Source organism: Clostridium pasteurianum BC1 (genome assembly GCF_000389635.1).
Classification (GTDB): domain Bacteria; phylum Bacillota; class Clostridia; order Clostridiales; family Clostridiaceae; genus Clostridium_I; species Clostridium_I pasteurianum_A.
Genome location: NC_021182.1, coordinates 2772314 through 2785768, shown reverse-complemented (window position 1 = coordinate 2785768; position 13455 = coordinate 2772314). Strand labels below are relative to the sequence as shown.

18 protein-coding genes are annotated in these 13455 nt (G+C 30.3%); all 18 read left to right on the top strand.

What is annotated here, in order from left to right; translation table 11 throughout:
- Positions 1-9 precede the first annotated feature (9 nt).
- The 18 genes from CLOPA_RS13165 (at position 10) to CLOPA_RS13085 (ending at position 13451) form a co-directional block, all read left to right on the top strand.
- Positions 10-393 carry a hypothetical protein gene (locus CLOPA_RS13165; protein ID WP_015615933.1) on the top strand — a complete coding sequence of 128 codons (384 nt, stop codon included), beginning with the start codon at positions 10-12 and terminating at the stop codon, positions 391-393.
- Positions 394-513: 120 nt separating this feature from the next.
- Positions 514-924, top strand: a complete 411-nt coding sequence (locus tag CLOPA_RS13160) for a hypothetical protein (RefSeq protein WP_015615932.1) — start codon at positions 514-516, stop codon at positions 922-924.
- A gap of 569 nt (positions 925-1493) precedes the next feature.
- Entirely contained in the window at positions 1494-3287 is a 1794-nt protein-coding gene (locus tag CLOPA_RS13155; RefSeq protein WP_015615931.1) for a hypothetical protein, read from the top strand.
- Between the two features lie 22 nt (positions 3288-3309).
- Positions 3310-4752: a phage portal protein gene (locus tag CLOPA_RS13150; RefSeq protein WP_015615930.1), complete on the top strand. Its 1443-nt coding sequence runs from the start codon at positions 3310-3312 to the stop codon at positions 4750-4752.
- Complete coding sequence (locus tag CLOPA_RS13145; RefSeq protein ID WP_015615929.1) at positions 4727-5629, top strand: minor capsid protein; 903 nt, start codon at positions 4727-4729, stop codon at positions 5627-5629. The genes CLOPA_RS13150 and CLOPA_RS13145 overlap by 26 nt, the downstream gene beginning before the upstream one ends.
- A 130-nt stretch (positions 5630-5759) precedes the next feature.
- The gene (locus tag CLOPA_RS13140) at positions 5760-6353 is read left to right on the top strand and encodes a DUF4355 domain-containing protein (protein WP_015615928.1); all 594 of its coding nucleotides are present in this window, start codon (positions 5760-5762) and stop codon (positions 6351-6353) included.
- Positions 6354-6434: 81 nt separating this feature from the next.
- Positions 6435-7367 carry a hypothetical protein gene (locus tag CLOPA_RS13135; protein WP_015615927.1) on the top strand — a complete coding sequence of 311 codons (933 nt, stop codon included), beginning with the start codon at positions 6435-6437 and terminating at the stop codon, positions 7365-7367.
- A 19-nt stretch (positions 7368-7386) separates the two neighbouring features.
- Entirely contained in the window at positions 7387-7551 is a 165-nt protein-coding gene (locus CLOPA_RS25140) for a hypothetical protein (protein ID WP_015615926.1), read from the top strand.
- A 31-nt stretch (positions 7552-7582) separates the two neighbouring features.
- Positions 7583-7972: a phage head-tail connector protein gene (locus CLOPA_RS13130; protein ID WP_015615925.1), complete on the top strand. Its 390-nt coding sequence runs from the start codon at positions 7583-7585 to the stop codon at positions 7970-7972.
- Complete coding sequence (locus CLOPA_RS13125) at positions 7962-8279, top strand: hypothetical protein (RefSeq protein ID WP_015615924.1); 318 nt, start codon at positions 7962-7964, stop codon at positions 8277-8279. The genes CLOPA_RS13130 and CLOPA_RS13125 overlap by 11 nt, the downstream gene beginning before the upstream one ends.
- 18 nt (positions 8280-8297) lie before the next feature.
- A complete protein-coding gene (locus CLOPA_RS13120; protein ID WP_015615923.1) occupies positions 8298-8630 on the top strand; it encodes a hypothetical protein in 333 nt (110 codons plus the stop codon).
- A 3-nt stretch (positions 8631-8633) separates the two neighbouring features.
- Positions 8634-9023, top strand: coding sequence for a hypothetical protein (locus CLOPA_RS13115; RefSeq protein WP_015615922.1), 390 nt, complete (start codon positions 8634-8636; stop codon positions 9021-9023).
- Between the two features lie 28 nt (positions 9024-9051).
- A complete protein-coding gene (locus CLOPA_RS13110) occupies positions 9052-9609 on the top strand; it encodes a hypothetical protein (RefSeq protein WP_015615921.1) in 558 nt (185 codons plus the stop codon).
- A 67-nt stretch (positions 9610-9676) separates the two neighbouring features.
- The gene (locus tag CLOPA_RS13105; protein ID WP_015615920.1) at positions 9677-10021 is read left to right on the top strand and encodes a hypothetical protein; all 345 of its coding nucleotides are present in this window, start codon (positions 9677-9679) and stop codon (positions 10019-10021) included.
- A 50-nt stretch (positions 10022-10071) separates the two neighbouring features.
- Positions 10072-10392, top strand: coding sequence for a hypothetical protein (locus tag CLOPA_RS13100; protein ID WP_015615919.1), 321 nt, complete (start codon positions 10072-10074; stop codon positions 10390-10392).
- The gene (locus CLOPA_RS13095) at positions 10379-11749 is read left to right on the top strand and encodes a phage tail length tape measure family protein (RefSeq protein WP_015615918.1); all 1371 of its coding nucleotides are present in this window, start codon (positions 10379-10381) and stop codon (positions 11747-11749) included. Before CLOPA_RS13100 ends, CLOPA_RS13095 begins: the two co-directional genes overlap by 14 nt.
- 21 nt (positions 11750-11770) lie before the next feature.
- A complete protein-coding gene (locus CLOPA_RS25795) occupies positions 11771-12646 on the top strand; it encodes a phage tail protein (RefSeq protein WP_015615917.1) in 876 nt (291 codons plus the stop codon).
- Between the two features lie 13 nt (positions 12647-12659).
- Entirely contained in the window at positions 12660-13451 is a 792-nt protein-coding gene (locus CLOPA_RS13085; RefSeq protein WP_015615916.1) for a phage distal tail protein, read from the top strand.
- Positions 13452-13455: the final 4 nt, after the last annotated feature.

Sequence of the window (13455 nt, the reverse complement as noted above, 5' to 3'; positions counted from 1 at the left end):
GAAATAATTATGATGAATGATAAAATAGGTGAATTATTAAAGGAATTAAATTGTGAGTTTGTTTCTGAAAATGACCATGAATTTAGATTTACATACCATGTAGGTAAAAATGAATATAGAGAATTTATGTTAGATAAATTAGATTTAGATGATGATAATATAATGAATTCAATTAAAAATGTAGTTTATTGTTCTAAAATACAAATAGATGCAAGAATAAATTATAGAAATAAATTAATTAAAAAATTAACTGATGAAGGTATAATAGAAAACAATAAAATTGCTTCAATGATAGTAAAAGATGGAATAGTAGAATGTAAATATGAAAATGTTGATTATATAAGTAATGAAGAATTAAAAAGTATATTAGTAAGAAATGAACATAGTAAATAAATTATTGGGGTTTGAAAAATAACCCCACACTATATATTTTTTATGTGTATGAGATATGCAATACACTAAATATGTAAATATGTAAAGTAAACTTGACATTAAAATGGAGGTGAAATGGAGATGATAAATGATATTCAATCAAAGGCGATTGATATGTTAATTGAGGGAAAAGCAAACAAAATAGACATTGCTAAGGCATGTGGTAAGAGTAGAACATGGTTATATGATAGTGTTATAAATGATGATGAATGTAGGGCAAACATGGACGAACGCTTACACGATTTAAAAATTGATGGTGAAAAGAAAATAATGTCGAAAGTTGACATGTATATTGCTGAGTTAGATAGGATTGCATTAACTTCTAAGAGTGAGAATACAAAGAAAGATGTACTCATGTATCTATTAAATAGAATCTATGGTAATCCAACAAGTAAATTAGAGACTAATGACAATAGTAAAGAGAATGAATCTATCAATGAAGATATATTGCAAAATGAATTAGAATTATTCAAAAAGAAGAAGATAGACTAGATAAAATAAAAGTTTTATGGTAATAATATCCATGTATATTTAATGTATATCTACGTATATATTGTACTATATATGAATAAATATACCACATATAATGTATAACTATATATATAATATAATTAATAACTATATAATGTACTATAAACGTGTCAACCATGCGGGTTGTAGACATTATTATATATACAATATGAACTGCATCAACTTCTACAAAATTTAATTTGACGCAGTTCGTTAAACGTATATGGTTACTATGTTATATGTAGTGTGTATTAGTGTGATAGTATGTATGATGCAAGTGTATACAATGTATAATGTATGGTGATATGAGTAGTGAGTGAGTATAGTTGATAGTTATATAGTTATATATAATTAAATAATAATAATTATTAATAAGACATGGGTATACCATATCTTATTTTTATATACTTAATCATTACAATATTCGACAAAATGAATAGGGGGTGGCTTTCTTTTTTGCGAATTCCCAGATACCCCCACAATTGACTCGTTATATTTTTTAAAATTTTTTAGACTTTTTAAAAAAGAAATTAACCCTAAATAGGAAGAAGGTGAGAATTATAAAATTTGATAATATAGAATTTAACGATAATGACCAATTTAACCGTTATCTATTATATAAATATTTAAAACAGGAATATATTTCCAATAATTTAACAGAAGATGAAGCAGAGCAGATATCATATCAATTAATACTTAAATATAAAGACAATTTATTTGGAAAAAATGGATTGTCATATCAATTAGGTAAAAGAAACCTTAAATTTTTCTGTATGTATTATTTACAGCAGATATTTTGTGGTCATGGATGTGCAACTATAGCACCAATACATAGAAAATTATGGAAAGAAATACAAGATATAATATTATATCAGCATATAGACCAAAAGGGTTATATATTACCTAGAGGTACTGGAAAATCTAGTTTTGGAACATTAGCAGTTAGTATATGGACAGCCTGCTATGGTACTAAAAAAATGATAGTAATATGTTCATCTACAGGAAAACTAGCAAAGAAATTTTTAAGTCAAATAAAAGAAACTATACAAGGTAATAAATTTATAGAAAAATCTTTTGACACATTAATAAATATAAAAGATAGAAATTTTAAGAACAATGAAGACGTTTTACAACTATCTAATGATACACAAATTGAAGCTTATGGTTCTGAATCTTCTTTAAGAGGTGTTAAGAATGAAAAACTTAATATGAGACCAGATTTAATTTTACTTGATGATTATCAGGACTCTAAAATTGATGTTAAGACCGAACAAGGTAGAGATAATAAATGGGATAGATATAGTTCTGACTTAAAATATTGTAAACAAAGAACTTTAAGGAATGATGATGGAGATATTATTGTAAATGGTACTGTTATATTAGCGTTTGGCACGATACAACATCAAGAAGATTTCTATATGAGATTATATAATTCGCTCACTTGGAGTTTTACTCTTGAAAAAGGAGTGCTAGTAGATAATATAGATGAATTATTTGAACAAGACTTATGGCAAGAATATAAAAATATTCTAAAAGATACTTCTATAAAAAATGATGACATTAGAGTTAAAAAAGCAAAAGATTTTTATATTTCACATAAATCTGAAATGAGTTATCCAGTATTATGGGAAAGTTTTTGGGATAAAACAGAATTAGCTAAAGATTATTTTGAGAATCCATCTAAGTTTAAACAAGAGGTACAATCAGATCTTAATTCTATAGGAACTAAATTATTTACTACTATAATATCTAAACCAAAAGACTATATAGAAGATAGAAAATTTAGTAAATGTATACTCGGCATTGACCCTGCTGGAATAACTAATAAAAATACTAAGAAAGCAGATAGTTTTGCATTTTGTGTATTAGGAAAAAGTGGAGAAATTAAGTATGTCCGAAAAGGAGAATTGCTTAAATTCAATAACAATTCTGCTATAGGATATGAGGAATATATACAGCATACTTTGCAATTATTAAGAGATTTTCCTGAAATTAGCGTAGTATATGTGGAAAAAAATACTTACGGTGGTTTCGATGTTAATAAAATGAAAGATTATATTAGTAAAGATAGTATTTTAAGTAATAGAGATATCCAATGGGTAAATGAAGGGCAACACAAGAATAAAGATGATAAGATACAGACCATTGTATCAGATATTAATATGGGAAAAATTATATTTAATACAGAAGATAAGGATTTTATAGAGCAAATACATGAGTTTGCAGGATGTAATTTTTCAGAACATGATGATGCTCCAGATATTTTAAGTGAAGTGTCTCGGCGTATTGATGATATACAAATATTATACAAAGTAACAAGTATGGATATAAGAAAATTATTTTAATTAAGAGAGGTGATAACATAGAATGTTTGATATAGAAGCAAATAGAAGTATATTAGAAGCATGTTTTAGTCAATTTCAAACTCAATGGAGAATATATCAAAGAATGTATTTTTATTATATGGGAATAACTGATATTAACCATAATTTAGCATGGCAAATGGACGGAAACTATGATGATATTATCTTTAATAACTATGCAGATGCCGAAGGTGGTGGATATAGTTTTATTAATGATAGAAGTCACAATAAAATTAATACTAACTTTATTAAAAAGTTTATTAAAGAAGAAATAAGTTATAGTGTTGGTAATCCTATTACATATAGTTCAAAAAGTGCTGATAAGAATATAGTAAACATTTTAAAAGAAAATACATGGCATTGGGATGAAAATACAGATGCTAGTTTAGCAAAGAATATGTTAATTTATTCTACTGCATTTGAATTATATTACATAGACAAAGATGCTCAATTTTGCAGTAAGATTATAAGTCCAAGACATGGAATAATGTATAATGATGATTTTGGAAATCCTATATTTTTCCTACATATATATAGGAAGACTTACGATAGTCAAATGTATATTGACATTTATGATAATAGCCAAATTATTCACTGTAATGAAGCATTTGCAGAAATATCACCTAGACAAAGTCATCCATTTGGAATTGTTCCAGTAGGTACAGCACAAATAAGTGAAGAATCATGGCTTGATAGTATTTATCAGGATATGAAATCATTACAAGATGCATATGAAAGAAATTTATCAGATATTTCCAGTGAGATAACGGAATTTAGAAATGCTTATTTATGTTTCATCAATTGTGAATTAGATGAAAATGAATTAGATAAAATAAGAAAAGATGGAATAATGAAATTTAAAGGTAATGGTTCAACTACTGGTAGTGCTCAATGGTTAACAAAACAAATCAACGATACTTTCATCCAAAATACATTAAATACCATTATTGACCTTATGTACCAAATAAGTGGACACATAAACCATAACATAAAGGAAAGCTCGAATACCTCGTCATTGGCACTCAGGGCTAAATTAATTGGATTAGAAGATAAATGTAAATTAAATCAAAAGAGTTTACATAATTGTGTAAAAACAAGATTACAATGTTTATTTACCTATTTAAATAGCTTAAAGGGTTCACAATTATATGATGTAAAAGATATATTGGTAACATTTACTGCTAATATTCCTCAAGACGATTTGCAAAATGCGAATATGGTTAATACATTAGGTAATAGATTATCTACACAAACAGCATTAAGTTTATTTAGTTTTGTATCTGACCCAGAACGAGAAATGCAACAAGCACAAAAAGAACAAGAAGCAAGTACAGTTGGTAGTGATTTATTAGACCAAGCAAGAGCACAAAGTAATCAAAGTTCTAGTCAAGATAAGAATATGATGAATAGTGGTGATATGAATGGCAAAGATAAACCAGCAGTATAGGAAAACTATAGAGCAAATTAGACTTGATAGTGAAGATTATGCTGATGAACAAATGCAAGGCATTTATCAAGACCAAAATGATAAACTTGATGAAGTTCATGCCATGATTGGTTTAATTTATATTAAATATGCTGTAGATGGACTATTAAATTTAAGTGGTAAGCAAAAGACAAATATATTAAATGATGTACAAGTCAAACTAACTAAAATAAGTAAAGATTTAGGTAATGCAGAGGTTGATAAGGTTACTTCTATTTTAGGCGATACCTACAAAACAACCTATTATAAAAATGCTTTTGTATTTGATAAGTTAGGAATAAATTCTAATTTTAATATACTTAAAAAACAATTTATAGACCAAGCTATTAATCGTGTTTACAAAGAAGAAACATTTTCAGATAGAATCTGGAATAATAAGGCTAGTATGGTTGATAGATTATACAATCTAATAAAGGATGCTTCTACAGGTGGAACAACAATTGACCAAATAGGTAAGCAAATTAAAGATGCTTTTGGAGTACAAGCCTATCAATCACGAAGGTTAGTGAGAACCGAGGTTGCTCGTAATGCAGTATCAAGCCAAGAACAAATAGGTAAAGATGCAGGGTGTGAGCAAGTTCAATGGTCAAGTGTACTAGATAATCGTACTGCCGAGTATGATGCGTCACTCGATGGACAAGTATGGGGAATTAATGATGACCACCCATATCCAGTTGAAAATACACATCCGAACTGTAGGTGTATTTTGCTAAATATCTCATATAAAGGATGGACACCAGATAAACGTATGGATAATGAAACACACCAATTAATTGACTATACAGATTATGCAACATGGGCAAAAAATAAAGGAATTAATGATAACACTCCTGATTAGTAGTGTTTTTTTAATGCAAAAAAATATGTAACAATGGCATCTTTTAAGTAGAGCAGATGTAAAAGAATACTAAAAAAATTTAATTGCGTTTCTAGTCTTAGGGTTAGAAGGGCGAAAGGAGTAAATACAAATGGCAATAGAAAATTTCGATGAGGTAAAAAGTTATTTTGAAACAAATAAAGATAATGATGAGGTTAAAAATTTCTTAGGTGGGTATAGTTCACTAGACGTATTTAAGGAAAAAGTTAATACAGACCCTAATTTTAAATCCTATATGGATAGTGCTAAAGATTCACATTTCTCAAAGGCACTTGATACTTGGAAAACCAATAATTTAGAAAAATTAGTTGATGAAAAGGTTAATCAATTATATCCAAAGGCAGACCCAAAAGATTTAGAACTAAAAAAGCTTCAACAGCAAATAGATAAAATGCAAAAAGATACTTTACATAAGGAATTAACTAATCAAGCTTTAAAAATGGCTACAGATAAAAAAATACCTACTGATTTAGTTAGTTATTTAGTTGGACAAGATGAAGATTCTACAAATGCAAATATAGAAAAGTTTGCAGAAATATTTCAAGCACATGATGAAGTAATTAGAACTGAATTTGCAAAGGGTAATTCTTATACACCACCAGAAAATAAAAATTCTGGCAATCTTAGTGAAGATGAAAAACTAAGAGAACAAATTAAAAAAGCAATGGGAACATTTAAAAAATAATAAACAGACTTTTTGTTATTGCAGTCTTTAAAAAACAAGAATTAAAAAATAAAAATAAATATAAGAAAGAGGTAATTTTTAATGGCTTTAAATACAATAGCATTGGCAACAATGTTTCAACAGGAATTGGATAATCAAATAGTAGCAAAATCAACTTCAGGATGGATGGAGCAAAACGCAAATAACTTAATTTTCACAGGAAACGCTACAGTAAAAGTACCCAAAATGACTACAGATGGATTAGGTAACTATGACAAAAGTAATGGATATGCTAGTGGTGGAATCACAACTTCATATGAAACGTTTACAATGGGACAAGATAGAGCAAGAAAATTTTATTTAGATAGTCACGATGTTACAGAATCTAATTTCGTAGCAACTGCATCTAATGCAATGGCTACTTTTCAAAGAGTATCAGTTATTCCAGAAATTGATGCATACCGTTACAGCAAAATAGCAACAACTTTAATAGCAGGTAGTAGAGCAAGTGGTGGTTATACTCCATCAAAAGCAGATATACTAACTACTTTAAAAACTGATATAAATAATATTCAAGATGTAATAGGTATTGATACTCCATTAGTAGTTGTAATGAGTACAAAGACTTTAAATACATTAGAATTATCTTCTGAAATAGTTAGACAACTTCAAGTTGGAGATTTCCAAGGTAACAATGACTATGTAACACCTTGTAAATTTGTGGATGAATGCCCAATCTTAGAAGTACCTTCTGCTAGATTGATGACTGCTTATACATACAATGATGGAATTACTGTTGGGCAGACACAGGGGGGATTCGTACCTGCTGGAACAGCCAAGCACATAAATTGGTTAATAATGCCTGTAGACGCACCTATAGCAATTCAAAAAACTGATACAATTCGTATATTTGACCCTTCTGTAGTACAAAACTTAAACGCATGGCAGTTAGATTACAGAAAATACCATGATTTATTTATAGAAGATAACAAACTTCCTGCTATGTTTGCCAATATTGAAGAAGCATTATCTTAATCTTTAGGGGATGATTGGTATGTTTACATTACAGAAGTTAAATGTGGTAAGAATTGTTGATAGTGAGATTAAAAAATCAAGACTTATTGACGAAGGGTTCAAATTAGTTAAGGACAAAGTAGAAGAAGTTGAACAGGAAGTTAAAAAAATTGAAGAAAAAGTAACTAAGGGTAAGACTAAATAGTCTACCCTTTTTTAAATTAAGGGGGTAAACTATGGCAGTTTTAGATGATACAAAAACTTTATTAGGCATTGGTGATACATCAATGGATGGTGTTTTAAACATTTATATTCGTAGGGCAGTAACAAAAATAACTACATATTTAAATATTTATACTACACAGCAAACTTATACAGATTGTTGGGGTAATACGACTACAGTAGACCCAATTGATGTAGAGCTAACTTATCCTGATGCAGTTATAGAAGATACAATAGAAAATTTTAGAAAACGTGGTAATGAGGGTATTAAACAGGGTTCAGAGGGTCCGAGAAGCCAAACTTATGATAACTCATTAAGTGATGCGACAAAATCACTATTACCAGTACCATTTGTACGTATGCAGAGTGCTAGACCAACGGATGGTGGTTATTATGGTTACTAATTGTACATACGCACTTTGGAATAAAACAGGTGGTAGTGTAAATAGTCATGGAGATTATGTTACTACTCCAACTTTTATAAAAAATATAAGTGGGGATTTACAACCATATTCTACAGCACAATTGCTAAAATCATATGGTGAAACTATAGAAGTAAATAATGTACTTTTTTATAACCATTTTGGAATAGATACTGATATTAAAATAGGTACAATTTTAAAAAATAGTGATGATACGCAAGAATATGAGATAAGAAAATTTATTCCTTGGGATACATATACACAGATATTTGTATTTAGAATTAAATAGAAAGGATGGTGATATAATATGGGACTGAATTGGTATGGAGAAGCAGTTAAACAAGCTATAAATGGAAGTAAAAAGGAAATTTGTACTGAATGGGGAGTGTTACTTCAAGCAGCATATCAGGCAAGAACACCAGTGATTAGTGGAAATATGAAGGCTCATGAAACTTTTCAAGTTCACGATGATAATTCAGGTGTCGATATTGGGACAACAGAGGTAAATTATTCAATAGATGTTGAGTTAGGAAGTTCTAAACAGAAAGCACAACATATATTAGAAAATACAGTAAATGGTAGCACTGGAAAAATAGTAGATGTAGCAAGTAAAATTATATCATCCAAAATGGGTGGCTAATTTATGCTCAATATGTATGATTACTTAATTGAACAGATTCAACCCATTGTAACTTGCTATAGTGATGAGTACCCACAGGACAAGCAATCAGCTGAAGGTTCAAAAGTATATCCATATTGTACGGTTTTAATGTACAGTGCCATTCCAAACAATGAATATAGCAATAATAATCTAGTTTACATAGATGTATGGAGTAATCAACATGGAATTGAAGAAGTTGAAACTTTGACAGACCAGATTTATCAAAAACTTAATAAAACAACAATAATGAAAGATGATATGTTTATACAAATAAGTAGGTATAATCCATGTCGTCTTAATTTAAATGATCCAGATATAAATTTGAAACGTAGGCAATTACGTTTCTTAGTTAAAACATATGAAATAAATTAATAAAAAATGAAAGGTAGGTAATACATAAATGAATAGTACAGATACAAATTCGTTTACAAGTAATACAGTAAAAAATCTGGCAATCGATGCAGGATGTTTATATATTAATTATGGAGATCCAACAGAAAGAAAATTAGGAGCAACTTCTTCTGGCTCGACATTTACGGTAAAAGCGACAACACGTCAGTGCAAAGTGGATGGGGTCAAAGGAAGTGCAAAAGGTCTAGAATTTGTTACTAATACAGATGTAACCTTGGCGACAAATATATTAGAAATGTCTAGTTCAACTATAGCAACATTAATAAGAGGTGATGTTGATACAACTGATCCAGACTATGACATAATTACTGGAAGAACAAGTATAAGTAATAGTGATTATTTGATAAATATAGCTCTCGTTGGTAAGATAAGTGGGTCATTGAAACCTTGCATAATTATAGTAAAAAATGCAATGTCAAGTGACGGTTTGAAATATGTACTGAAGGACGATACAGACAATGTGGTTCAAGCAACTTTTACTGGATACATCGATCCAGCAACTCCTGACGTATTGCCATATGAAATTAGATATCCAAAGATAGTATAATAATTAGCACTCTATAAAAGGGTGCTTTTTTAATTCAAAAATAAAAAATAGAAAGAGGTAATAATATATGAGAAGTTTATTAACACAAGATTTATTCCCATTAACCAGAATAGTTAAAAAAATGAATATTAAAAATGATATAAAGGCTATAGCAAAGGATTTATCAGGTCTTAGTGATGAAGAAAAACTTAAAGTAAAAGATTCTTTAAATATAGATTTAATGATGCTCTTCATTGAAAATATTGGAAGTGCAGAGAAAGAGATATATAAATTACTATCAAATTTAAGTGGTAAAACCGAAAAGGAGATAGCAGAACAAAAATTAATAGAAACAATTGATATGTTAAAAGAAATATTCAATGATGACCAATTTGACGATTTTTTCGGTGTTGCAGTCAAGTCACTACACTAATTAATCTTGGGGTTAATCTCCAACTATATGATTTTGATGAAGTTGACTGCATGGATATGTTATTAAATCGATACAACGATATCACTTATGTCATGGATTTAAGTTTTGTACAAGGTGTTGAACTTATCGGAAAAGCAAAAATAAAAATGGCGGAAGATATGTTATTTGCACAGTGGAATATGGAACATATCTTTATGGATGAGAAAAACTTCATAGCTTTTGAAGATTATAAAGATAAAGCTTTTAAAGGTGTAAATAAAAAGAAATTGAGCAAAGAAGAAATACATAAAATGGCAGTAAAAGCTATGGAAGAAGCAGATAAAATTAAAAAAGAAATTGAGGAAGGAGGTTATGTAAGTGAAACTATTTAGTGTATTTGGAGAACTGCTTTTAAAAGATTCTATGAGTTCTGGAATAGATAAAGCTGGAGAGAAGGCAAAAGGATTAAGTGGAATATTTAGTGCATCTTTTGGTTCTATTGCAGGTGCGGCTTTAAAACTTGGTGCTATATTAGGCGTAACAATGGGATTTAAGGATTTGTTTGCAAAGGCAGAAGCAGGTCAACAAACTATGGCTCAAATGGGAGCAGTTCTTCAATCGACAGGTGGAAAAGCAGGTATGACACAAGATGCCTTGGTTAAGCTTGCAGATGCACAAAGCAAAGTTACTACATTTAGCAAAGGCACTAATATAGCAACAGAAAACCTACTTTTGACATTTACTAATATAGGACAAAAGACGTTTCCACAGGCTTTAACTGCTGTAAACGATATGTCACAGGCATTAGGACAAGATACTAAAAGTTCAGCTATTCAGCTAGGTAAAGCATTAAATGATCCGGTAAAAGGTATCACAGCATTGCAAAAAGTTGGTGTAACATTTACAGCACAACAAAAAGACCAGATTGCAGCTATGATGAAGACTGGAAATGTTGCAGGAGCACAAGCAATAATATTAAAAGAATTAAGTACAGAGTTTGGAGGAAGTGCGGTTGCAGCAGGAAAGACTTTTGCAGGTCAGTTAACTATTATCCAAAATCAATTAATTGGTGTGGGTGTTGGAATAGTAAGTAAATTATTACCTCCTTTGACAGAGTTTATTACACAAATTAATAATCACATGCCACAGATACAGAACATTATAGGTAAAGTTGTTAATTTTATAGGACAAGCAATAACAACTTTAACACCTATAGCTAAATCTATTATTCAAGATGTTATACAAATAGCAAGTGATCTATTTCCTAAAATGGGTAATTCGGGAAGTGATTTAGGTAATCAGCTTTTAGGACTTGCTAAAGGTGGATTAACAGCTGTCAAAAGTGCGTTAGATTGGTTTGCACAGCATGGGCAAACTACAAAAGATATAGTAATTGCTATAGGTATAGCTTTTGGTACATGGAAAACAATAGAAGGTATAGTTGCCACTATAACTAATGTTAAAAATGCTATAACTACAGTAACAACTACTATCAATAATGTAAAAAGTGGAATAGATACAGCCAGAATAGCATTTATGTATATGGGCGATGGAGTTTTGTCCGTAAGCACTAGAATAAGCAATTTTGGTTCTAGTGTCCTTGATACATTGGGAAATGGATTAACCAAAATTGGTGGACTTGCAAAAAGTGCTGGAAGTGCAATAATCGATTTTGGAAAAGCAGCAGTAGATGGAGCGGTTAGTTTAGGTAAGATGACACTGGAATTAGGTAAACAAGCTATTGCATGAATAGCACAGAAGGCTCAACTTGTGGCTTCCACTATAGCAGAGGGAGCAGCAACCGTAGCACAAACTGCTTTAAATTTAGCTATGTCATTAAATCCTATCGGTATTATCATTATAGCCATAGCTGGATTAGTAGCAGCCATAGTAATTCTATACAATAAAAACCAAGCTTTTAGAGATTTGGTAAATAGTGTATGGAATACAATAAAATCCGTTGTCGGTGGAGTTATAAATGCAGTAATTGGATTTTTCCATAATTTAGTTAGTGGAGTTGAAAGTGCTGGAAATGGAATAAGAAATGCTTTCAATGCAGTTTTAAGTTGGTTTAGTAGTTTACCAAGTAGATTTGTACAATTTGGTTCAAACATGATAAATGGATTACGCAATGGTATATCATCCGTAATGGGTACTATAGGTGGAGTTATCCAAAATGGATTTAATTCAGCTATAAGTTTTATTACTTCATTGCCTGGTAAAGCTTTACAGTGGGGTGCTGACTTTATAAATGGATTAACAAGTGGAATTACTGGAGCAATAGGTGGAGTAGTAAATGCTGTTAGTGGTGTAGCAGATAAAATTAAAAGTTTCTTACATTTTTCTGTTCCAGATGAGGGCAGTTTAACCGACTATGAGCAATGGATGCCAGATTTCATGGGTGGACTTGCTCAAGGAATTGATAAAAATAAATTTAAAGTTACAAATGCAATTAAAGGACTTGCAGGAGATATGAAAGTAGGATTAAACACTAATGGATTAAATGGAACACAGGTGACTAATGGTAATAACCAGGCACAAAATAAAACAGTCAATATAAATATGTATGGAAATATGAATGTAGCTGATAAAGGTGGACAGGATAAAACCTTAGCACAATTAACATTTCTATCAAGTGGAGTTTAGGGGGTGAGTATAAATGCTTTATTGCAGTGAAATTACAGTAGATGGTTTTAGTTTAATTAATAATAAATATAAGTTCTTTATAAATAATTTATTCGACATAGATAATGATGTAGTAGGAACAGACCTACGAGATAGTGGTCAGTCCTATGACCATACTCATATGAAACCTAAAACTCCACTATTAATGGGAAGTGTTACAAGTGAGAGTATAACGGACTTTTTAACATTAAGAAGTGTTTTATTAAGACAAGGTTTAAAAAAATTTGTAGTCAACTTAGCAGGTATTGGAGAAGTGTACTTCATGGCTGAAATTGTAAATTGGTCACATGATGATTTAGATTCTTATGTGAGTTGCCAGTTATCAATGCCAGACCCTCATTTATATATGCTTAGTCCATCTAGTGTTCAACTTGGGAGCATATCTGGGAATTCACTGACATTTCCTTTTGTGTTCCCAATTGTGTTTGGTGCTATCAATGGTGGACAAGGTATAGTAACCAATGTCGGAAATTGTACTAGTTTTCCCTTGATAACAATTACAGGAACGTGCAGTAGCTTAACAATTACAAATACTACTACAAATGAGAGTATTTATATTGACGTAGAATTATTGGAAGATGATGTATTAGTAATAGATAATCGTCCAACGTCCAGAGGGGTATTCCTTAATGGTGTACCACATATGGAACTGAAAACAGGTCTATGGATTTCGTGTGCTGTAGGTGATAATAATTTTACATTCCAAAGAAGTTCGGTGCAGGATAAGAGACACTGTACAGTAGAACTTCAATCATCATTTATATAAAAGG

Bases quoted from the DNA above. Each gene is read 5' to 3' on its own strand.
- CLOPA_RS13165 (WP_015615933.1), top strand. From the start codon at position 10: ATGATGAATGATAAAATAGGTGAATTATTAAAGGAATTAAATTGTGAG.
- CLOPA_RS13160 (WP_015615932.1), top strand. From the start codon at position 514: ATGATAAATGATATTCAATCAAAGGCGATTGATATGTTAATTGAGGGA.
- CLOPA_RS13150 (WP_015615930.1), top strand. From the start codon at position 3,310: ATGTTTGATATAGAAGCAAATAGAAGTATATTAGAAGCATGTTTTAGT.
- CLOPA_RS13145 (WP_015615929.1), top strand. From the start codon at position 4,727: ATGGCAAAGATAAACCAGCAGTATAGGAAAACTATAGAGCAAATTAGA.
- CLOPA_RS13140 (WP_015615928.1), top strand. From the start codon at position 5,760: ATGGCAATAGAAAATTTCGATGAGGTAAAAAGTTATTTTGAAACAAAT.
- CLOPA_RS13135 (WP_015615927.1), top strand. From the start codon at position 6,435: ATGGCTTTAAATACAATAGCATTGGCAACAATGTTTCAACAGGAATTG.
- CLOPA_RS25140 (WP_015615926.1), top strand. From the start codon at position 7,387: ATGTTTACATTACAGAAGTTAAATGTGGTAAGAATTGTTGATAGTGAG.
- CLOPA_RS13130 (WP_015615925.1), top strand. From the start codon at position 7,583: ATGGCAGTTTTAGATGATACAAAAACTTTATTAGGCATTGGTGATACA.
- CLOPA_RS13125 (WP_015615924.1), top strand. From the start codon at position 7,962: ATGGTTACTAATTGTACATACGCACTTTGGAATAAAACAGGTGGTAGT.
- CLOPA_RS13120 (WP_015615923.1), top strand. From the start codon at position 8,298: ATGGGACTGAATTGGTATGGAGAAGCAGTTAAACAAGCTATAAATGGA.
- CLOPA_RS13115 (WP_015615922.1), top strand. From the start codon at position 8,634: ATGCTCAATATGTATGATTACTTAATTGAACAGATTCAACCCATTGTA.
- CLOPA_RS13110 (WP_015615921.1), top strand. From the start codon at position 9,052: ATGAATAGTACAGATACAAATTCGTTTACAAGTAATACAGTAAAAAAT.
- CLOPA_RS13105 (WP_015615920.1), top strand. From the start codon at position 9,677: ATGAGAAGTTTATTAACACAAGATTTATTCCCATTAACCAGAATAGTT.
- CLOPA_RS13100 (WP_015615919.1), top strand. From the start codon at position 10,072: ATGGATATGTTATTAAATCGATACAACGATATCACTTATGTCATGGAT.
- CLOPA_RS13085 (WP_015615916.1), top strand. From the start codon at position 12,660: ATGCTTTATTGCAGTGAAATTACAGTAGATGGTTTTAGTTTAATTAAT.